The sequence below is a fragment of the Micromonospora rhizosphaerae genome, assembly GCF_900091465.1.
GTDB lineage: Bacteria > Actinomycetota > Actinomycetes > Mycobacteriales > Micromonosporaceae > Micromonospora > Micromonospora rhizosphaerae.
Map to the genome: position 1 here is coordinate 655,963 of NZ_FMHV01000002.1, position 19,443 is coordinate 675,405.

Sequence of the window (19,443 nt, forward strand, 5' to 3'; positions counted from 1 at the left end):
GGAGTTGCACAGTGGACGCGTAGCACTTTGTTGTCAAGTCCTCGGCCTATTAGTACCGGTCAACTGAACCCGTTACCGGGCTTACATTTCCGGCCTATCAACCCAGTCGTCTAGCTGGGGGCCTTACCCACCCGAAGGTGGTGGGATACCTCATCTTGAAGCGAGCTTCCCGCTTAGATGCTTTCAGCGGTTATCCCTTCCGAACGTAGCTAACCAGCCGTGCCCCTGGCGGGACAACTGGCACACCAGAGGTTCGTCCGTCCCGGTCCTCTCGTACTAGGGACAGCCCTTCTCAAGTATCCTACGCGCGCGGCGGATAGGGACCGAACTGTCTCACGACGTTCTAAACCCAGCTCGCGTACCGCTTTAATGGGCGAACAGCCCAACCCTTGGGACCTGCTACAGCCCCAGGATGCGACGAGCCGACATCGAGGTGCCAAACCATCCCGTCGATATGGACTCTTGGGGAAGATCAGCCTGTTATCCCCGGGGTACCTTTTATCCGTTGAGCGACACCGCTTCCACATGCCAGTGCCGGATCACTAGTCCCGACTTTCGTCCCTGCTCGACCTGTCAGTCTCACAGTCAAGCTCCCTTGTGCACTTGCACTCAACACCTGATTGCCAACCAGGCTGAGGGAACCTTTGGGCGCCTCCGTTACCCTTTAGGAGGCAACCGCCCCAGTTAAACTACCCACCAGACACTGTCCCTGAACCGGATAACGGTCCGAAGTTAGATACCCAAATCAACCAGAGTGGTATTTCAAGATTGCCTCCACCCATACTGGCGTATGGGCTTCACCGGCTCCCACCTATCCTACACAAGCTAATTCAGATACCAATGTCAAGCTATAGTAAAGGTCCCGGGGTCTTTCCGTCCTGCCGCGCGTAACGAGCATCTTTACTCGTAGTGCAATTTCGCCGGGCCTGTGGTTGAGACAGTGGGGAAGTCGTTACGCCATTCGTGCAGGTCGGAACTTACCCGACAAGGAATTTCGCTACCTTAGGATGGTTATAGTTACCACCGCCGTTTACTGGCGCTTAAGTTCTCCGCTTCGCCGTTACCAGCTAACAGGTCCCCTTAACGTTCCAGCACCGGGCAGGCGTCAGTCCATATACATCGAATTACTTCTTCGCATGGACCTGTGTTTTTAGTAAACAGTCGCTTCCCCCTGCTCTCTGCGGCCATACAACGCTCCACCCGCGCGGGGCTTCACGTCTCCGGCCCCCCTTCTCCCTAAGTTACGGGGGCAATTTGCCGAGTTCCTTAACCACAGTTCGCCCGATCGCCTCGGTATTCTCTACCTGACCACCTGTGTCGGTTTGGGGTACGGGCCGCTAAGAACTCGCTAGAGGCTTTTCTCGGCAGCATAGGATCACTGACTTCACCTGAATCGGCTCGGCATCACGTCTCAGCCTGTTGCACCACGGATTTACCTATGGTGCGGCCTACACGCTTACCCCGGCACAACCACCGGCCGGGCTCAGCTACCTTCCTGCGTCACCCCATCGCTTGACTACTACCCGCCGGGGTCCCACGCTCCCCAGCTTTGACCCGAAGGTCGCCGCCGGCTTGGGTGGTTAGCACAACGAGGTTCGTCAGGGTCGCTCTTTCGCGGGTACGGGAATATCAACCCGTTGTCCATCGACTACGCCTCTCGGCCTCGCCTTAGGTCCCGACTTACCCAGGGCGGATTAGCCTGGCCCTGGAACCCTTGGTCATCCGGCGGAAGGGTTTCTCACCCTTCTTTCGCTACTCATGCCTGCATTCTCACTCGTGCCGCGTCCACAACTAGGTCACCCCGTTGCTTCACCCACGGCACGACGCTCCCCTACCCACCCACACACCTGCACAAGAAATCACGTTCTTGCGAAGTTACAGTGTGAGTGCCACAGCTTCGGCGGTGTACTTGAGCCCCGCTACATTGTCGGCGCGGAACCACTTGACCAGTGAGCTATTACGCACTCTTTAAAGGGTGGCTGCTTCTAAGCCAACCTCCTGGTTGTCTATGCGACCCCACATCCTTTTCCACTTAGCACACGCTTAGGGGCCTTAGCTGGTGATCTGGGCTGTTTCCCTCTCGACTACGAAGCTTATCCCCCGCAGTCTCACTGCCGCGCTCTCACTTACCGGCATTCGGAGTTTGGCTGATTTCGGTAAGCTTGTGGGCCCCCTAGACCATCCAGTGCTCTACCTCCGGCAAGAAACACGCGACGCTGCACCTAAATGCATTTCGGGGAGAACCAGCTATCACGGAGTTTGATTGGCCTTTCACCCCTAACCACAGGTCATCCCCCAACTTTTCAACGTTGGTGGGTTCGGCCCTCCACGCGGTCTTACCCGCGCTTCAGCCTGCCCATGGCTAGATCACTCCGCTTCGGGTCTAGGACACGCGACTGAATCGCCCTATTCAGACTCGCTTTCGCTACGGCTCCCCCACACGGGTTAACCTCGCCACATGCCACTAACTCGCAGGCTCATTCTTCAAAAGGCACGCCGTCACCCCGCAAGGCTCCGACGGATTGTAGGCGAACGGTTTCAGGTACTATTTCACTCCCCTCCCGGGGTACTTTTCACCATTCCCTCACGGTACTCGTCCGCTATCGGTCACCAGGAAGTATTTAGGCTTACCAGGTGGTCCTGGCAGATTCACGGCAGATTTCAGGAGTCCGCCGCTACTCGGGAACACCCACAGGAGATCAGCAACTTTCACCTACCGGACTCTCACCGTCTACGGTCAGCCTTTCCAGACTGTTCGACTAGCCACTGACTTTGTAACTCCTCCAACAGTTGTCAGCCTGTTGAGCAGGGTCCCACAACCCCGACCACGCAACCCCTGACAGGTATCACACGCAGCCGGTTTAGCCTCCATCCGCTTTCGCTCGCCACTACTCACGGAATCACTCTTTGTTTTCTCTTCCTACGGGTACTGAGATGTTTCACTTCCCCGCGTTCCCTCCACGTACCCTATGTGTTCAGGTACGGGTGACACCACATGACTGGTGCCGGGTTCCCCCATTCGGACACCCTGGGATCACAGCTCGGTTGACAGCTCCCCCAGGCCTATCGCGGCCTCCCACGTCCTTCATCGGCTCCTGGTGCCAAGGCATCCACCGTTCGCCCTTGACAACTTGACCACAAAGATGCTCGCGTCCACTGTGCAATTCTCAACAAACGACCAACCCACAACCCGATCCGTGTAACACCAGACCCGACCACCGCCGGCGGTATGCCACACCAGGCCATGCCTGGCAGCCCGACGAGCAATCCCGCTCGCCTACGGCTCTGAAAGACAACCCACGGTTGTTCTTTCAGGACCCAACAGGGTGCTTACCATCCCGCTCCAGCCGCACCAACCAGTCGTTCCTGCACCCCATAGGGGCGTGTACTAGACGTCGTGGCCGTTGCCGGAGCCGAACTCACCAGTGTCTCCGCCATCGAGCACCCCGACCCGACACTCGCGGGCCGCGGGCTCCATACCGCCTTTCGACGGATGGTGCTCCTTAGAAAGGAGGTGATCCAGCCGCACCTTCCGGTACGGCTACCTTGTTACGACTTCGTCCCAATCGCCAGCCCCACCTTCGACGGCTCCCTCCCCGAGGGGTTGGGCCACCGGCTTCGGGTGTTGCCGACTTTCGTGACGTGACGGGCGGTGTGTACAAGGCCCGGGAACGTATTCACCGCAGCGTTGCTGATCTGCGATTACTAGCGACTCCGACTTCACGGGGTCGAGTTGCAGACCCCGATCCGAACTGAGACCGGCTTTTTGGGATTCGCTCCACCTCACGGTATCGCAGCCCATTGTACCGGCCATTGTAGCATGCGTGAAGCCCTGGACATAAGGGGCATGATGACTTGACGTCATCCCCACCTTCCTCCGAGTTGACCCCGGCAGTCTCCGATGAGTCCCCGCCATTACGCGCTGGCAACATCGGACGAGGGTTGCGCTCGTTGCGGGACTTAACCCAACATCTCACGACACGAGCTGACGACAGCCATGCACCACCTGTCACCGGCCCCGAAGGACCCCCCATCTCTGAGGGATTTCCGGTGATGTCAAACCCAGGTAAGGTTCTTCGCGTTGCATCGAATTAATCCGCATGCTCCGCCGCTTGTGCGGGCCCCCGTCAATTCCTTTGAGTTTTAGCCTTGCGGCCGTACTCCCCAGGCGGGGCGCTTAATGCGTTAGCTGCGGCACAGGGAACCGGAGAGGCCCCCCACACCTAGCGCCCAACGTTTACAGCGTGGACTACCAGGGTATCTAATCCTGTTCGCTCCCCACGCTTTCGCTCCTCAGCGTCAGTATCGGCCCAGAGACCCGCCTTCGCCACCGGTGTTCCTCCTGATATCTGCGCATTTCACCGCTACACCAGGAATTCCAGTCTCCCCTACCGAACTCTAGCCTGCCCGTATCGACTGCAGGCCCGCAGTTGAGCTGCGGGTTTTCACAGTCGACGCGACAAGCCGCCTACGAGCTCTTTACGCCCAATAAATCCGGACAACGCTCGCGCCCTACGTCTTACCGCGGCTGCTGGCACGTAGTTGGCCGGCGCTTCTTCTGCAGGTACCGTCACTTACGCTTCGTCCCTGCTGAAAGAGGTTTACAACCCGAAGGCCGTCATCCCTCACGCGGCGTCGCTGCATCAGGCTTGCGCCCATTGTGCAATATTCCCCACTGCTGCCTCCCGTAGGAGTCTGGGCCGTGTCTCAGTCCCAGTGTGGCCGGTCGCCCTCTCAGGCCGGCTACCCGTCGTCGCCTTGGTAGGCCATCACCCCACCAACAAGCTGATAGGCCGCGAGCCCATCCCAGGCCGAAAAACTTTCCACCCGGCGCCATGCGGCACCAGGTCTTATCCGGTATTAGCCCCGGTTTCCCGGGGTTATCCCAAAGCCTAGGGCAGGTTGCTCACGTGTTACTCACCCGTTCGCCGCTCGAGTACCCCGAAGGGCCTTTCCGCTCGACTTGCATGTGTTAAGCACGCCGCCAGCGTTCGTCCTGAGCCAGGATCAAACTCTCCAACAAAAATCAGAGAAAATCCTGACAACAAAAGTGTTGCCAAAGGAATCCCAAACCAACAGACCCAAAGACCTGCCAGAACGGGGCATCAAACAATTTGGCACTGGCTTATCAAGCACCCTGTTGAGTTCTCAAAGAACAACCACACACCATCCGGAAACCCCCCAAAAAGGGGCCCCATCCGGGGCATTTCGTTCAACCGCGCCCGCCGCTCCCGCGCCGGGGCACTTTTACTACGTTACCTCGCCGTTTCCACCGTGTCAAACCGGTCTGTCCCGGTCCGTCGTGCTTCAGACGGCTTGGCGCCCGCTGAACCCGCGCAGCAGAATCCGCTGCGCTTGATCATCGGATTTGGCAGGCCGGCCGTCGCGGTGTCCCGCGAGCTCGTCCGGTGCCCTGCCGGTCGACTACCTTACCCGGTCGGTTCCGCCTCGCCAAATCCGCCTCTCAGCGGATCCGGGGCACCGCCCGGTCCAGGTTCACATGGGACTCAACCCATCCGACCCGGTAGTCATTCCCGCGCTCCGGCCTGCAGGACTTTCGCCCTCTTTCGTCCGTTCCGCGCTGGCAGAGAGAAAGTTACGCGTCCACGGGTTTGATCGTCAAATCCGCAGCCGGCGTGCCGCGTCACATCATCAACGGCGAGCTATTTTCTCAGCTCACAGGCGTGTGAGTTGCGACGAACGCCGCTATCCGGGGGCCAGATGGCCCCGCCTAGAGAGTTGCAACGAGCTGGTCCACGCCGGCATTCCACCGTCGCCCCGCGCTCGCCGGGGGCAAGGCCCACCGACGGAGAGTGCAACGCCCACGGGGGCCTCGGCATTCCGCTGTCGCACCAGACCGGCCGCGGACGGAGGCCCGCCTGGGCACCGCCCGGCCGCCGGCGTCGACCGCAGCCGCGGGGTCTCAGGCGGTCGGGCGGTTCCCGCCGCGCCGGGCCGCGAGCCAGCCGCGGACGCCGAGCACCCCGACCGCGGTGCCGATCGCCAGCGACGCGCCGATCAGCAGGGCGTGCACCCAGAGGAAGCTGGTGGCGGCGCCCTCGCCGACTGTGCCGGTCGACCAGGAGCGCGGGTCGTTCCAGATGGCGACGGCGAACCTCGGCCAGATCACCCAGGTCCAGACCCCGACCCCGGTCAGAAAGAGCGACCAACCGCGCGACAGCACCATGGCTGGCCAGTATGCCAGCGGGCCGGCGTGGGCAGCTGCCATGTCCGAGATCCCGCCCCAGGTCAGAAGCGGCTTCCCGAGAGCGTACGGAAGGTGACGGAGTAGCGCAGGGCGGGCACCGGCGGGATGCTGTGCTGCCAGCTCGACCGGGCCGCCTCGGTCAGCACGTACCCGGACCGCGGCGCAAGCTCCAGCTCGTACACCCGGCGGTTCTCCCCGGTGCCGCGCTGGAAGCGCAACAGACAGGCGGAGCCCAGCGAGAGGCCGACGACGGTCGGCCCGAAGATGGGGGCGTCCCGATGCCAGCCGATGACGGAGTCCGGTGGGTACCGGGTGACCAGCGCCTGGGCGAGGGTCTCCGGGGCGAGGCCGGCGAGGGTGGCGCAGCGTTCCCGGACCCAGTGCAGCGCCACGGGCAGCGCTTCGGTCTCGGTGAGCTGAAAGACATCCCAGGAGCTTGAATGTCAAGCAGCGGCCTCGTTGAGGTGATGCGACCAGGCGGTCGCCTCGTCGTAGAGCGCGCCGGTTTTGAGGCATCCGTGCAGGATGCCGACGAGCCGGTTGGCGAGTTGCCGCAGCGCGGCGTTGTAGCTGGCGCCGCGGGCGCGTTGCCGGTCGTAGTAGGCGCGGGCGCCGGGCGAGGTGTTCAGCGACGCGAACGCTTGGGTCATCAGCGCGTCGATGAGCCGGTCGTTGTGCACGAACCGGGCAGCGACGGTGCGTTTCTTACCCGAGGCGCGGGTGATCGGGCTGGTGCCGGCGTAGTTCTTGCGGGCCTTGGCCGAGGTGTAGCGGTCGGCCGCGTCGCCGAACTCGGCGAGCACCCGGGCGCCGAGGATCGTGCCCAGTCCCGGTTGGGACAGGATGATCTCAGCGTCCGGGTGCTGGCCAAAATAGGCCTCGACCTGCCCTTGCAGGGCCTTGACCTGCTCGTTGAGCGTGCCCAGGACCGCGATCAGCGCCCGGACCGAGGCGGCGTAGGCGGCGGTGACCACGGCGGGCTGGCTGAGGTGCTCGGCGCGCAGGACGGCCTGAATCGCTGCGGCCTTGGCCGGGATGTCGCGGCGGCGGGCCCGTTTGAGGGCCGCGCTGATCTGGCTGATGCTCAGCCTCGCGGCGCTGGCCGGGTCCGGGGCCCTGGCCAGCAACTCAAGGGTGTCGGCGGCGTCGAGATCGTCAAACGCGGCCAACGCGGCAGGGAAGTACTCCCGCAACGCGTGCCGCAACCGCTGGCTGGCGCGGGTGCGTTCCCAGATCAGTGTCTTGTGCATCCGGGCGACCACCTTGACCGCCTCGGATCCGGCACTGTCACCGGCGACCCGGCGCAGTTGGTGGCCGTCGGTACGGACCATGTCGGCCAGCATGTGCGCGTCGGCGGCGTCGCTCTTGGCACCGGACACCCCGAGACGGTCACGGTAACGGGCCGCCTGCAACGGATTGACCGCCAACACGGTGTACCCCGCCGCGATCAACGCCTGCACCCACGGCCCTCGGTCGGTCTCGATCCCAATCGTGACCTGCCCGGCGCCGTCGGCGTCCTCGCCGAGCTGCGCGCCGATCATCGCGTGCAGTCGCGTGATCCCTGCGACGCCCTCGGGCAACCTGGCCCTGGCCAGGGTGCGCCCAGCCGCATCCATCAACTCAACGTCGTGATGGTCTTCGGCCCAGTCATCTCCCACGAACAGCACCGCGTCTCCCGCCTCCGATCGCAAACACGGTCAGTAGCCGGCAGGAGAACCATCAGCGACCTAATGAAGCAGTGCTCACGCCACAACCGGGCGGGCACGACATCCCATCAGCGATCAACTCTCCTCACCGACCGGCAGGGGCACGATCTTTCATCAGGACTCGACGTCCAGGAACAGCAAGTGCTCACCCGCCGGCGGCTACCTACCCACCAGGAGTTTGCCGGATGGCTCACTCCCAGAACTCATTAGGAGCCGTAGTCGTAGTCGAAGCCAAAGTGGCGGACCGTGCGCCGGGCGATCTGCCCGTGCATCCGGACCTCGCGAAAGTCGAGCGCCCCGAGCGCGGTCAGCAGCGACCGCTCCTCGTCGTCGTCCACCAGCTCCGGCTGGTACGTGAGCCCGGCCGGCCGCTCGTGGACCCCACGCATCCGACCCACCACCCGACCGTAACGGCCCAGCCTGCCGTCCATCGGGCGGAACCGCCGGCCGGGTCTGCGGTGGTGTTTCCGCCATTCCTCGGGCGGGCACTGTTTCCGCAGCCGACGACACCGGAGGTGGCCATGCAGCCGTTCAATCCGTGGATCTGGCGGGATCCGTCCGCGCTGGCCGGCGGGTACGACCAGACGACCCCGACCGAGGTGCCGCGGCAGCGAACGGAGGGTTCGGCCGACGGGCCGGACGCCCCCGGCCCGGGCACCCCGATCGACCTCACCGGATACCGGGTCGAGGCGACGGACGGGCGGATCGGGTCGGTCGACGAGGCGAGCGCCGACGCCCGCTACCTGGTGGTGGACACCGGCCCGTGGATCTTCGGCCGGAAGGTGCTGCTGCCGGTCGGCACGGTGGCCCGGGTCGATCACCTGGACCGCATGGTGCACGTCGACCGCACCCGCGACCAGGTGAAGAACTCGCCGGCCTCCGACCCCGAGCACTTCGAGCGGCCTGACTACCGGCAGCAGGTCGGCAGCTACTACGAGGAGAGCTACCGCCAGGGCTGACCAGGAACGGGCCGAACGGTTACCGTGGAGCCATGGTCCGGCCAACCACCATCACGCCGGAGACCGTCGACGGTCTCCCGACGGGTGGCGTGCCGGTTCTCCCGGTCCGCGTCTACGACGGTCGGGAGCAGGTTCTCGACGTACTCCGTGCCGGTGGGTTGCGGTTCCGCGCCGGCGGGCGATGGCGGCGCGTGCTCTGACGAGCATCCTCCGCTGACCCGTGGGCGATCACGCCCCGGGTCGCTCGCGCGCCGCGCGTCTCTCACCGTTCTCCTCGGCACGAAAGGCGTACCACCATGTCCGCACCACGGATGCTCACCGGCGACCGCCCGACCGGGCGGCTGCACCTCGGCCACTACGTCGGCAGCATCGCCAACCGGGTGAAGCTGCACCAGCGGTACGAGAGCTTCTTCATCATCGCCGACCTGCACATGCTCACCACGAAGAACACCCGCGAGGACATCGAGCAGGTTTCCCGAAACGCCCGCGAGATGGTCACCGACATCCTGGCCGCCGGCGTCGACCCCGCCCGGGCCACCTTCTACCTGCAGTCGGCCATCCCGGAGGTCGGCGACCTCAACACCCTCTTCCAGAACCTGGTGACCGTGCCCCGGCTGGAGCGGGTCCCGTCGATCAAGGACATGGCCCGGGACGCCGGCAAGGAGGAGATCCCGTACGGGCTGCTCGGCTATCCCGTGCTCCAGGCCGCCGACATCCTCTCCGTGAAGGGGCAGGTCGTCCCGGTGGGGAAGGACAACGCGGCGCACGTGGAGGTGACCCGGGAGATCGCCCGGCGGTTCAACCACCTCTACGGCGAGGTCTTCCCCGTACCCGAGCTGATCTCCTCGGAGACGCCCACCCTGGTCGGCACGGACGGCCAGGGAAAGATGAACAAGAGCCGGGGCAACGCGATCGCCCTCTCGGACGACCCAGCGGCCGTGCGCCGCAAGGTGATGGGGATGTACACCGACCCGAACCGGGTCCGGGCCGACGTGCCCGGGACGGTCGAGGGAAACCCGGTCTTCGCCTACCACGACGTGTTCAACCCGGACCGGGGGCAGGTCGAGGAGCTCAAGGCGCGCTACCGCGCCGGCCGGGTCGGTGACGTCGAGGTCAAGGAGAAGCTGGCGGTGGCGCTCAACCGGTTCCTCGACCCGATCCGGGAGCGCCGGGCCCGGTTCGAGGCGGACAGCGGCCTGGTCGACCAGTTGATCGTCGAGGGCACCGAGCGGACCCGGGCCGAGGTGCGCCGAACCCTGGTCGAGGTCCGCCGGGCGATGGGCCTGACCAGCGCGTACAGCCAGGTCCGGCGGAGGGCCGAGCGACACCGCAAGGCCGTCGCCACACCGGCCTGACCTTTTGGGTACGCCGGGAAGCCGGCCTCGGGAACGGCCTTGCGCCGCCCCCGGGCCGGCCGGTTAGGCTGCCGACATGACCAGCTCCCGCGCCTCCGTGCCGACGTCCTCCGACGTGTCGGTCGCGCGACGCCGGCGATCCTCGGCTCGTACCCGAGCCACCGTCGACCGCCTGAGCTGACCCACCCTCTGCGACCGGCGGATCGAGCCGCCGGTCCCCGCCGATCGTTTCTCGGTCCGTCCGCATTCCCCGTCCGGAGATCCGCGTGACCGCGGATCCGAGCGAGATCGGCGTACCCATGGATCTGGAGAAGTTGCTGACCGACCGGCTGGCGCCGGCGTTCTCGACGGTGGCCGGCGTTCCGGTCGACCCGGTCGTGCGGCGCTCGCAGCGCGCGGACTTCCAGTCCGACGCGGCGCTGGCGCTGGCCCGGCGGATCGGCCGCCCGCCGCGGGCCATCGCCACCGAGGTGCTGGAACGCGCGCAGGTCGCCGACCTCTGCTCCGCGACGGAGGTTTCCGGGCCCGGGTTCATCAACCTGACCGTGGCCGAGCGGGCCCTCGGCGGGCTGGTCTCCGCGCTGGCCACCGACCCACGGCTCGGCGTGCCGGTCAGCGCCCACCCGGAGACGGTGGTCGTCGACTACTCGGCGCCGAACGTGGCCAAGGAGATGCACGTCGGGCACCTGCCTTCGACGGTGATCGGCGACGCGGCGGCACGGCTGCTGGAGTGGCTCGGGCACCGGGTGGTGCGGGCGAACCACCTGGGCGACTGGGGCACGCCGTTCGGCATGCTGATCGAGCACCTGGCCGACGTTGGCGAGGCCGAGGCGGCGCAGGAGCTGTCCATGGGCGACCTCGACTCCTTCTACAAGGCGGCCCGGACGAAGTTCGACGCCGACGAGGCGTTCCGGGAGCGGTCCCGGCTGCGGGTGGTGGCGTTGCAGGGCGGCGACGAGCGGACGCTGCGGCTGTGGCGGCTGCTCGTGGAGCGGTCCGAGCGCTACTTCCTGGCGGTCTACGACCTGCTCGACGTGACGCTGACCGGCCGGGACTTCCACGGCGAGAGCAGCTACAACGACCTGCTCGGGCCGGTGGTGGCGGAGCTGGACCGGCTCGGGCTGCTCCGGGAGAGCGACGGCGCGTCGTGCGTCTTCCCGCCCAACTCCGTGGGCCGGGACGGGGAGCCGCTGCCGCTGATCGTCCGCAAGTCCGACGGCGGGTACGGCTACCCGGCGACCGACCTGGCCGCGATCCGGCACCGGACCGGGGAACTGGGCGCAACCCGGCTGCTCTACGTCGTCGGCTCGCCGCAGCGGCGGCACTTCGAGATGGTGTACGCGGTGGCGGAGCTGGCCGGCTGGCTGGTCCCGCCGGCGCGCGCGGAACACGTCGGGTTCGGCTCGATCCTCGGCGCCGACGGGCGGATGCTGCGCAGCCGGGCCGGTGAGTCGGTGAAGCTGGTCGCGCTGCTCGACGAGGCGGTGGCCCGGGCCACGCAGCTCGCCCGGAGCAGGAACCCGGAGCTGGGCGAGGCGGAGGCGGCGGAGGTGGGCCGGGCGGTCGGCATCGGCGCCATCAAGTACGCCGACCTCTCCACGGACCGGCACCGGGACCACGTCCTGGACTGGGAGCGGATGCTGTCGCTGGACGGCAACACCGCGCCCTACCTTCAGTACGCGTACTCCCGGATCCGGTCGATCTTCCGCCGCGCCGGCGTGACGGCCCGGCCGGACGCGGGGATCTCGCTGGCCGAGCCGGCGGAGCGGGCGCTCGCCTTCGAGCTGGTCGGCTTCGGGGCGGTGGTCTCCGAGGTGGAGCGGAGCCTGGAGTTCCACCATCTGGCCGGCTACCTGCACCGGCTGGCCACCGCGTTCAGCGCCTTCTACGAGCGCTGTCCCGTGCTGCGCGCCGACGAGCCGGTGCGGGACAGCCGGCTGGTGCTCTGCGACCTGACCGCCCGGGTGCTACGCCAGGGTCTGCACCTGCTCGGCATCCGCACTCCGGAACGGATGTGAGGCGGTGCGTTCGCCGGTGCCGCAAATTCCTCCGGCAGGTCGGACAACCGATCGGCGGCGGTGCCGGTCTAGTACCGGTGAGAGCTGACGCCGGCAGAGGGAGCGGTCCGTGGGTGCGGACATCGAGACCGAACTGCAGTCCTTCGTCGAGGCGCGATACCTGCACCTGCGCCGAACCGCCTACCTGCTCTGCGGAGACTGGCACCGGGCCGAGGACCTGGTTCAGACCGCCCTCGCCCGGGTGGTCGTCGCAGCGCGCCGAGGGACGATCGACAGTCTCGACGCGTACGCCCGCACCGTCTTGGCCCGGGTGTACCTCGACGACCGGCGCCGCCTTCCCTGGTGGCGGGAGCGCTCACTGGCAGAGGCGGCGGAGCAACCGGAAGCCACCAGCGACCACGCACTGTCGCTGACGGTTCTGGGCGCGCTCCGGGCTCTGCCGCCACGGCAGCGCGCCGCGGTGGTGCTGCGCTACTGGGAGGACCGGAGCACGGAGGAGACGGCGGAGGTGCTCGGCGTCACCACGGGCACCGTCAAGAGCCAGTGCGCGAAGGCCCTGGCCACGCTCCGGGGATCACTGGCCGGCATCCGGCCGCAGCTATCGCTCAACGGAGGAGGCGAAAAGTGAGGGGAGAGCACGACATCAGAGGGCTGCTGGAGTTCGCGACCGCGGACGAGCCGCCACCCGGAGCGGGCCCGGCGAGCGTGTTCCGCCGTGCCCGGTCGATCCAGCGCCGGCGCAGGCTGGGAGTCGGCCTGGCGGGAGCAGCCATGCTCGGCGTGCTGTTGCTGGCGGGAGTCTCGCTCGCCGGCGTCGGCCAATCGTCCGAACGGGACGAGGTCTCCGTCCCGGCACCGGCGGCGCCCGGTCCGACAGCAACCACCGAAGGAGAACATCCTCGGGTCCCGGTGGCGGCGGCGGCGGTCCTCGAGACGTTGCGATCACTGCTGCCGCCGGGCACGCGGACCAGCGGCGCGGTGGCCGAGCAGGGCTTCGCGAGGCTGGTCATCACCGACGCGGGTGGTCGGACCACCCTGGAGGTGAACGTCCAGCCGGACTTCGCCGCAAGCGCGGGCAAAGCGACCGGTGCGTCCCTGCTCGACCGGTACGACTGTGCGAAGCGGGCGGACCCCGTCGGGACCCGGTGCGCGGCGGCCAGCCTGCTCGACGAGACCCGGGTGGTGTCTCTGGAGGGTGCCGGCGGTGAACCGGGCGCCAAGGGTGTCACGCGACGGCAGGTCGACATCCTCGCGCCCGACGGCGTGCGGATCGTGGTCACCGCCTGGAACGCCGTGGACCTCAAGAACGGCCCCGCCACCCGGCCGGCACCCGCACTGGACACCCGCCAACTGAAGGAGATCGCGATCAGCAGCCGGTGGCGTGCGGCGCCGCACGGTGGTACCGCCCCGGACGGCGGGGCCCGGAACGAGTGACTCGGCTGGATCGGACACTCCTATGAGGCCGAGCAATCAGCCCGAGTTGTCAATTGATCCACCCGTACACAGGGGCACCAATTTTTTTTACTGAGCGTGTCGGAGAAAATCGGATGCCCGACGCAGAGACCCGCGTTGACATCCGCAAATAAGTTCAACCGACCGCCAGACGCGTCCGATCGAAGCTACGCGCAGTGATTGAACGGTCGCAACTGTTTCCGGGCGCGTCGGACAGGGCAGCGAAGGGATTGGCGAACAGCTATGCTCGCGGATGGATTGATCCAGTGACCGGGAACGGCGCCGATCCCGGCCGCAGTTAGGAGGGTGGTCACGGCGGGCCGGCCGTGACCACCCCGTTGTCCTCACTCATCGACCAAAGGAGTGGACATGAGGACAGAGAGCAGATTACTCCATCGCCTGGCGACCGCATCTCGGGCGGGCTTCGCCGTCGCCCTGCTGGGTGCGGCCCTGGTGGCACTGCCGGCCAGCCCGGCCAGCGCGACCACCGCGAGCAGCAACTGCACCCCGGCGGCCTACGGTCCGATGTGCTACTACTACAAGTCGTACTACGGCGGGGCGCGAGCTGCCATCAACGGGTGGGTCAACGACCTCTACGCGTACGAGTTCAGCAACACCGGTACGGGCGCCTACCAGGACGTGGCGAACAACGCCGGGTCCGGTGTCAACGCCGACACGAGGTGCGTGGCCCGCATCTGGGAGCACGTCGCCCAGACCGGCCGGGTCAAGGATCTGAACTACAACGGCTACATCGGCGATCGCGATTCGACGCTGGACGAGTTGAACAACAATAACCGTTCACAAAGTTGGCGCGACTGCTTCTAGGAGCAGGCGGCCAGGAAAAGAATTGACGGGCTCGGGGGGCCCTCACGACAGCATCAGGGCCCCCCGGGCCTCCTGCCCGGCAATCCATTCGCCGCGCATGGGAAATTCGCCGCCGCATGCCGCGAGGGCGGCGCACAGCCAACGGCAGCCTTGGCCGCGGAATCGCGGTCGGGTAATCCGCTGTTCCCCCTGCCCTTGTCCCGGGCCGGTTCCGCTCGTCCATCGCCGTTCCTGCACGAATAGAGGACTTCATGAACAGGTACCCGACGCTGCGGTGGGTAGCAGCAGCCACCGCGCTGTGCCTCGTCGCGTCCGGCTGCGGCGACGAGAAACGCCCCGCCGCCTCCTCCGATTCGCTGACCGTGGCCTCGCCGCCGGCTGTCGCGGCGATACCCCAGTTGGACCTCCTCGACGGCAAGGTCTTCCCCATCGAGGCGTACAAGCTGACCCCAGAGAAGTTCCGGCAGCTCAACAACGCGCAGACCATTCTCGCCAACCGCTGCCTGTCCCGGTTCGGCTTCCCACCGTCGCTTCAGCAGGTCCCTCCGACGTTGCCGCCGGACACGTCGCTCAGCCGGCGGTACGGCATCACGGACCCGGCGACGGCCGCCAAATACGGCTACCACCAGTCGGCGGGTGACGGCGCGCAGGCCAGCCGACCGCCGGCCGAGCCGGTCTCCAAGGAGCTGAGTCTGGTGCTCTACGGGCCGCCGGACCAGACGGGTGACGCCAACGGGAACACCGGCGGTACCGCCCACAAGGGGGTGGAGATTCCGGCCGGCGGATGCATGGGCGAGAGCAAGCGGAAGTTGAACGCGGCCGAGTACGAGCGGATCGACCCGGAGCAGTTCGCGGGTGACATCGAGCTCGCCGCCGGCAAGCAGGCCGACGCCGACCCACGGGTCAGGGGCAAGTTCGCCGAGTGGTCCACCTGCATGAAGGGCAAGGGCTTCGACTACCGGGACCCGTTCCAGCCGCTGGACGGCGACACCCTGAAGACCAGCCTCGCCCAGCCGACCCCCACCGCCGTGGAGATTCAGACCGCGGTGGCCGATGTCGAATGCAAGCAGCAGGTCAACCTCGTCGGGGTCTGGTTCGCCGTCGAGTCGGCGTACGAGGAGAGGCTGATCGAGAAGAACCAGGAGCGGCTCGCCGGGATCAAGCGGGCCATCGACGCGATGCTCAAGGCGGCAGCCGGCGTGACCGGCTGATCGTCGTGGACGGATCAGATTGTCGGTAAGCGGAGGTGGTGATGTTCGGGTTCGCCCGGCGCAGGTCCGATGGAAAGCAGATCCTCGGCGCACCTGCCGGGGACGCACGGGTCGACGCTGCGCCCAGCCCGCAGCGCGGCAGGCGTCGCTGGGCGCTGATCACGGCCGGTACCGCCGCACTGCTCTCAGTCGCCGGTCTGGTCGGCGCCTCGTTCGTGCAATCGCCCGAACAACAGCGGGCCTCGGCACTTCCGCCCTCGCGCAGCGTGCTCACCGCCGTAGTCGAGGAGCGGCGGCTGGCATCGACGGTGGTGACCCGCGGCACGGTCGGGCCGGACCGGCAGGTGGAAGCTACGCCGGCGAGCGCACAGGGTGCCAATGTCGCCGTGGTGACCGCGGTACGGACCGGGGTGGGCGCCAAGGTCGACCCCGGTGACGTCGTGCTGACCGTCTCTGGTCGGCCGCTCCTGGTGCTGCCCGGCTCGGTACCGGCCTACCGCGACATGAAGCCGGGCGAGGAAGGCGGCGACATCGCTGAGTTGCAGGCGGCGCTGCGCAAACTCGGCCACTACCGCTCCGGCGACCGGAGAGGCTATTTCGGTCCGGCCACCAAGGCGGCGGTACGCCGGCTCTACTCCGCCATCGGCTACCAGGTGCCCGATACCGGCGGGCCGGGCGGCCAGGCCGACCGGGCATCGCTCCGCGCCGCCGACGACGCGGTCAGAACGGCAGAGGCCGCGGTCAACTCGCTGACAGCGCGGCTGGCGGCCGGCACTCAGCCGTCACCCGAGCCGGGCGAGCCGAGCCTGCGAGAGCAGCTCAAGGCCGCGAAGCGGACCCTCGCCCGGGCCCAGCAGGACCGCAGGGAGTTGATCGCCCGTACCGGCCCGATGGTTCCCCTCTCCGAGGTGGTGTTCCTGGCGACCTTCCCGGCCACCGTGGTGGCGCTCGGCGGCAAGGTCGGCGACCCCGTCGAGGCACCGTTGATCACATTCGCCACCGGACGCCTCACCGTGACCGCGAAGCTCCAGCCCGAGCAGGCGTCGCTGCTGCGGCCCGGAATACCGGTCGAGGTCCTCTCGGAGACACTGCGGGAGAAGGGCACCGGCGTGGTCGGCACGGTCGGCAAACTGACCACGGACCAGCCCGATCAGGAGGGTCAGCCGGCGGGACTGCCGTACGTGCCGGTCACCGTGACGACGGAACGGCCGCTCGGCAGTCAGTGGAACGGCCTCGACGTCCGCCTGACCATCACCGCCGCACAGACGAGCGGGAAAGTCCTGGTCGTTCCGGTCTCGGCGGTGAGCGCGGCCGCCGACGGCACCACCACGGTCAGCGTGCTGAGTCGGTCGGGCGAGCAGGTGCGCGTCGGCGTCCAGCCCGGGGTCTCGGGGGACGGGTTCATAGCGGTGACCCCGGTCGGCGACGCGTCGCTGGCGGCGGGCGACCGGGTGGTGATCGGCCAATGACGCTGCCCGTCGTCCGGTTCGAGGCGGTGGGGATGACCTATCCGGGTCCGCCACCGGTGCCCGCCCTGCTACCGGCGGATCTCACCATCGAGCAGGGCGAGTACGTGACGGTGGTGGGACGATCCGGCTCGGGGAAGTCCACCTTCCTGAACATCGTCGGACTGCTCGACCGGCCAACGACAGGGCGGTATGAGCTGGACGGCATCGACGTCGGCCGACTCCGTGAGGCCGACCGGTCGACGCTGCGCGGGCGGCGGGTCGGTTTCGTCTTCCAATCCTTCCATCTGCTGCCCTATCGCAGCGCCGTTGAGAACGTGGCCCTGGCGCAGCTCTACACCGGGCCGTCCGCCCGGGAACGGCGACGCACCGCACTCGACGTACTCGAGCGGGTCGGGCTCGCCCATCGGGCCGATGCCCTGCCGATGATGCTCTCCGGGGGTGAGCGGCAGCGGGTGGCCATCGCCCGCGCGCTCGCCAATCAGCCAAGTCTGCTGCTCTGCGACGAGCCGACCGGAAACCTCGACAGCGAGACGGCGGCAACCGTACTCACTCTCCTGGACGAGGTGCACACCGCCGGCTTCACGGTCATCGTGATCACCCATGACCCGGAGGTGGCAGCCCGGAGCCCGCGCCGGATCACCATCCGCGACGGAGTGCTGGATGGATAGGCGGTCGCGGCTCTCCATCAGGGACCTGGTCGGCGAGGCCACCTCGGGCATCCTGCAACGTCCCGGGCGCTCGGTCCTGACGATGCTCGGCACGGTGCTCGGCATCGGAGCCATGGTGGCGATTCTTGGCCTCACCACCACCGCAGGTGGCCAGATCGACCGGCGGTTCACGGCCCTGGCGGCCACCGAGGTGACGGTGGAGGACGTCGGAGCCAACGAGGTCAATCATGAGATGAGCTTTCCCGCGGATGCGGACAGCCGGATAAGAAAGATCAACGGCGTCGTCAGGGGCGGTCTGCTCTGGCCACTGCCGCTGCGCAAGGCCACCGTCAGCGGCGTACCTGAGCTGGGCGGTGATAGCGGGGGGCTGGCCCTCTACGCGGCCGAACCGGACGCGATCGCCACGTTGCATCCGGTCATCCAGAGCGGGCGCATCTTCGACGCGTTCCACGTTGCCCGAAGGGAGCGGGTGGCGGTACTGGGATCGGGGGCCGCTGGTCGCCTCGGGATCACCCGCCTCGACGCCTATCCTGCGGTGTTCATCAACGGTTCGCCGTACACGGTGATCGGAATCATCGCCGACCTTCAACGCCAGCCTGAGCTGTTGCTCAGCGTCATCCTGCCGTCATCGACGGCGCTCGCCGCGTACGGGCCGCCGGTCGACCAGCCGGCGAAGATGATCGTGGAGACACGGCTCGGCGCGGCGAAGGTCGTCGCCCAACAGCTGCCGCTCGCACTGCGCCCGGACGCACCGAACCGATTCCGGGCCATCGCGCCTCCCGACCCGCAGGCGCTGCGCGGCAGCGTGACTGCGGACTTGAACGCCCTGTTCATGCTGCTCGCCGCGATCACCCTGGTCATCGGCGGCGTGAGCATCGCAAACACCACCTTCGTGGCCGTCCTCGAACGGACCAGCGAGATCGGGCTGCGCCGCTCGCTGGGTGCCCGGCCGCGGCACATCGCCGCCCATTTTCTCGCCGAGTCGGCCGCCCTCGGCACACTCGGCGGGCTCGTGGGGACGAGCCTGGGGGTCGCCGTGGTGGTGTTCGTCGCGCTGGCCCAGGAGTGGACGGCGGTACTGCAGCCGTGGACTGTGCTCCCCGCGCCTGCGGCTGGCACGCTTGTCGGCGTGGCGGCCGGACTGTACCCGGCGATCCGTGCCGCCAAGGTCGAGCCGGTAGAGGCGCTACGGCGCTGAGTGGGCCGCGCCGGGCGTGGACGTCATGCCGAAGCTGGCCGCGCCGGCGGTGCCAGGGGACCCGGTCCCTTCGTGGGGCCGCATGGCAGACGCTGCCGGCGCACAACAAGAAGCCGCCGGCCTTGACGTACGAACTTCGGAATTCCGGGTGCATGTCGATGCCCGACCGTGATGCTTCACCTATGCGAGACGTAGTTGATGTCCCGATCGTGGGCGGACCGGCCGACGGACGCACCGCCACCGTCGAACTCGACGAACGCGGGGACCCGCCGGCGGAGTTGCACCCCGGCGAGATCGACGTCGTGGGCGACGGTCTGTACGTACGCCAGCCGATCATCGGTGCCGGGCCACCCTGGACCTACCATTGGCAGACA

The 19,443-nt window shown here is 67.1% G+C and carries 15 protein-coding genes, 2 rRNA genes and 1 pseudogene; 11 read left to right on the forward strand and 7 right to left on the reverse strand.

Features of this window, described 5'->3' with window-relative positions; all coding sequences use genetic code 11:
* Nucleotides 1-29 precede the first annotated feature (29 nt).
* From GA0070624_RS03200 to GA0070624_RS03225, 6 genes and pseudogenes are all read right to left on the reverse strand, one after another.
* Nucleotides 30-3,137: ribosomal RNA gene (locus GA0070624_RS03200) — 23S ribosomal RNA — on the reverse strand.
* 370 nt (nucleotides 3,138-3,507) lie between these two features.
* Nucleotides 3,508-5,023, reverse strand: a 16S ribosomal RNA gene (locus tag GA0070624_RS03205).
* The 16S and 23S rRNA genes sit together here, the layout of an rRNA operon.
* A 900-nt stretch (nucleotides 5,024-5,923) precedes the next feature.
* On the reverse strand, nucleotides 5,924-6,229 hold the full coding sequence (locus tag GA0070624_RS03210) for an SCO4848 family membrane protein (RefSeq protein WP_245718641.1): 306 nt from the start codon (nucleotides 6,227-6,229) through the stop codon (nucleotides 5,924-5,926).
* Between the two features lie 20 nt (nucleotides 6,230-6,249).
* Nucleotides 6,250-6,609, reverse strand: a pseudogene (locus tag GA0070624_RS03215) (alpha-ketoglutarate-dependent dioxygenase AlkB); the annotation flags it as partial.
* A 42-nt stretch (nucleotides 6,610-6,651) separates the two neighbouring features.
* Entirely contained in the window at nucleotides 6,652-7,875 is a 1,224-nt protein-coding gene (locus GA0070624_RS03220; RefSeq protein ID WP_091336056.1) for an IS110 family RNA-guided transposase, read from the reverse strand.
* A 245-nt stretch (nucleotides 7,876-8,120) separates the two neighbouring features.
* Nucleotides 8,121-8,303 (reverse strand): hypothetical protein, encoded by a 183-nt coding sequence (locus GA0070624_RS03225; RefSeq protein WP_141714920.1) that lies wholly within the window; start codon nucleotides 8,301-8,303, stop codon nucleotides 8,121-8,123.
* Between the two features lie 132 nt (nucleotides 8,304-8,435).
* Between GA0070624_RS03225 and GA0070624_RS03230 the strand changes: the two genes are divergently transcribed.
* The 11 genes from GA0070624_RS03230 (at nucleotide 8,436) to GA0070624_RS03275 (ending at nucleotide 19,069) form a co-directional block, all read left to right on the forward strand.
* Nucleotides 8,436-8,873, forward strand: a complete 438-nt coding sequence (locus GA0070624_RS03230) for a PRC-barrel domain-containing protein (protein WP_091348041.1) — start codon at nucleotides 8,436-8,438, stop codon at nucleotides 8,871-8,873.
* 32 nt (nucleotides 8,874-8,905) lie between these two features.
* Nucleotides 8,906-9,073 carry a hypothetical protein gene (locus GA0070624_RS34555; protein ID WP_176731577.1) on the forward strand — a complete coding sequence of 56 codons (168 nt, stop codon included), beginning with the start codon at nucleotides 8,906-8,908 and terminating at the stop codon, nucleotides 9,071-9,073.
* Nucleotides 9,074-9,169: 96 nt separating this feature from the next.
* Nucleotides 9,170-10,228, forward strand: coding sequence for a tryptophan--tRNA ligase (gene trpS / locus GA0070624_RS03235; RefSeq protein ID WP_091336521.1), 1,059 nt, complete (start codon nucleotides 9,170-9,172; stop codon nucleotides 10,226-10,228).
* Nucleotides 10,229-10,527: 299 nt separating this feature from the next.
* Complete coding sequence (gene argS / locus GA0070624_RS03240) at nucleotides 10,528-12,246, forward strand: arginine--tRNA ligase (protein ID WP_091348044.1); 1,719 nt, start codon at nucleotides 10,528-10,530, stop codon at nucleotides 12,244-12,246.
* Between the two features lie 109 nt (nucleotides 12,247-12,355).
* Entirely contained in the window at nucleotides 12,356-12,874 is a 519-nt protein-coding gene (locus GA0070624_RS03245) for a SigE family RNA polymerase sigma factor (protein WP_091336523.1), read from the forward strand.
* A complete protein-coding gene (locus GA0070624_RS03250) occupies nucleotides 12,871-13,680 on the forward strand; it encodes a hypothetical protein (RefSeq protein ID WP_091336525.1) in 810 nt (269 codons plus the stop codon). The genes GA0070624_RS03245 and GA0070624_RS03250 overlap by 4 nt, the downstream gene beginning before the upstream one ends.
* A 387-nt stretch (nucleotides 13,681-14,067) precedes the next feature.
* Nucleotides 14,068-14,523, forward strand: a complete 456-nt coding sequence (locus tag GA0070624_RS03255; RefSeq protein WP_091336527.1) for a hypothetical protein — start codon at nucleotides 14,068-14,070, stop codon at nucleotides 14,521-14,523.
* Between the two features lie 251 nt (nucleotides 14,524-14,774).
* Entirely contained in the window at nucleotides 14,775-15,734 is a 960-nt protein-coding gene (locus GA0070624_RS03260; RefSeq protein ID WP_091336529.1) for a hypothetical protein, read from the forward strand.
* A 41-nt stretch (nucleotides 15,735-15,775) separates the two neighbouring features.
* On the forward strand, nucleotides 15,776-17,203 hold the full coding sequence (locus GA0070624_RS03265; protein ID WP_141714921.1) for a peptidoglycan-binding protein: 1,428 nt from the start codon (nucleotides 15,776-15,778) through the stop codon (nucleotides 17,201-17,203).
* Nucleotides 17,200-17,871 (forward strand): ABC transporter ATP-binding protein, encoded by a 672-nt coding sequence (locus tag GA0070624_RS03270; protein ID WP_091336533.1) that lies wholly within the window; start codon nucleotides 17,200-17,202, stop codon nucleotides 17,869-17,871. Before GA0070624_RS03265 ends, GA0070624_RS03270 begins: the two co-directional genes overlap by 4 nt.
* Nucleotides 17,864-19,069 carry an ABC transporter permease gene (locus GA0070624_RS03275; RefSeq protein ID WP_218105104.1) on the forward strand — a complete coding sequence of 402 codons (1,206 nt, stop codon included), beginning with the start codon at nucleotides 17,864-17,866 and terminating at the stop codon, nucleotides 19,067-19,069. Before GA0070624_RS03270 ends, GA0070624_RS03275 begins: the two co-directional genes overlap by 8 nt.
* 176 nt (nucleotides 19,070-19,245) lie before the next feature.
* Here GA0070624_RS03275 and GA0070624_RS03280 read toward each other — a convergent pair whose 3' ends face one another.
* Nucleotides 19,246-19,434 (reverse strand): hypothetical protein, encoded by a 189-nt coding sequence (locus GA0070624_RS03280; RefSeq protein ID WP_091336538.1) that lies wholly within the window; start codon nucleotides 19,432-19,434, stop codon nucleotides 19,246-19,248.
* Nucleotides 19,435-19,443: the final 9 nt, after the last annotated feature.

Excerpts from the sequence above, each read along its gene's own strand:
- GA0070624_RS03210 (WP_245718641.1), bottom strand. The coding sequence starts at position 6,229 with ATGGCAGCTGCCCACGCCGGCCCGCTGGCATACTGGCCAGCCATGGTG.
- GA0070624_RS03225 (WP_141714920.1), bottom strand. The coding sequence starts at position 8,303 with ATGCGTGGGGTCCACGAGCGGCCGGCCGGGCTCACGTACCAGCCGGAG.
- GA0070624_RS03230 (WP_091348041.1), top strand. The coding sequence starts at position 8,436 with ATGCAGCCGTTCAATCCGTGGATCTGGCGGGATCCGTCCGCGCTGGCC.
- GA0070624_RS34555 (WP_176731577.1), top strand. The coding sequence starts at position 8,906 with ATGGTCCGGCCAACCACCATCACGCCGGAGACCGTCGACGGTCTCCCG.
- trpS (WP_091336521.1), top strand. The coding sequence starts at position 9,170 with ATGTCCGCACCACGGATGCTCACCGGCGACCGCCCGACCGGGCGGCTG.
- argS (WP_091348044.1), top strand. The coding sequence starts at position 10,528 with ATGGATCTGGAGAAGTTGCTGACCGACCGGCTGGCGCCGGCGTTCTCG.
- GA0070624_RS03255 (WP_091336527.1), top strand. The coding sequence starts at position 14,068 with ATGAGGACAGAGAGCAGATTACTCCATCGCCTGGCGACCGCATCTCGG.
- GA0070624_RS03260 (WP_091336529.1), top strand. The coding sequence starts at position 14,775 with ATGAACAGGTACCCGACGCTGCGGTGGGTAGCAGCAGCCACCGCGCTG.
- GA0070624_RS03265 (WP_141714921.1), top strand. The coding sequence starts at position 15,776 with ATGTTCGGGTTCGCCCGGCGCAGGTCCGATGGAAAGCAGATCCTCGGC.
- GA0070624_RS03270 (WP_091336533.1), top strand. The coding sequence starts at position 17,200 with ATGACGCTGCCCGTCGTCCGGTTCGAGGCGGTGGGGATGACCTATCCG.
- GA0070624_RS03275 (WP_218105104.1), top strand. The coding sequence starts at position 17,864 with ATGGATAGGCGGTCGCGGCTCTCCATCAGGGACCTGGTCGGCGAGGCC.
- GA0070624_RS03280 (WP_091336538.1), bottom strand. The coding sequence starts at position 19,434 with ATGGTAGGTCCAGGGTGGCCCGGCACCGATGATCGGCTGGCGTACGTA.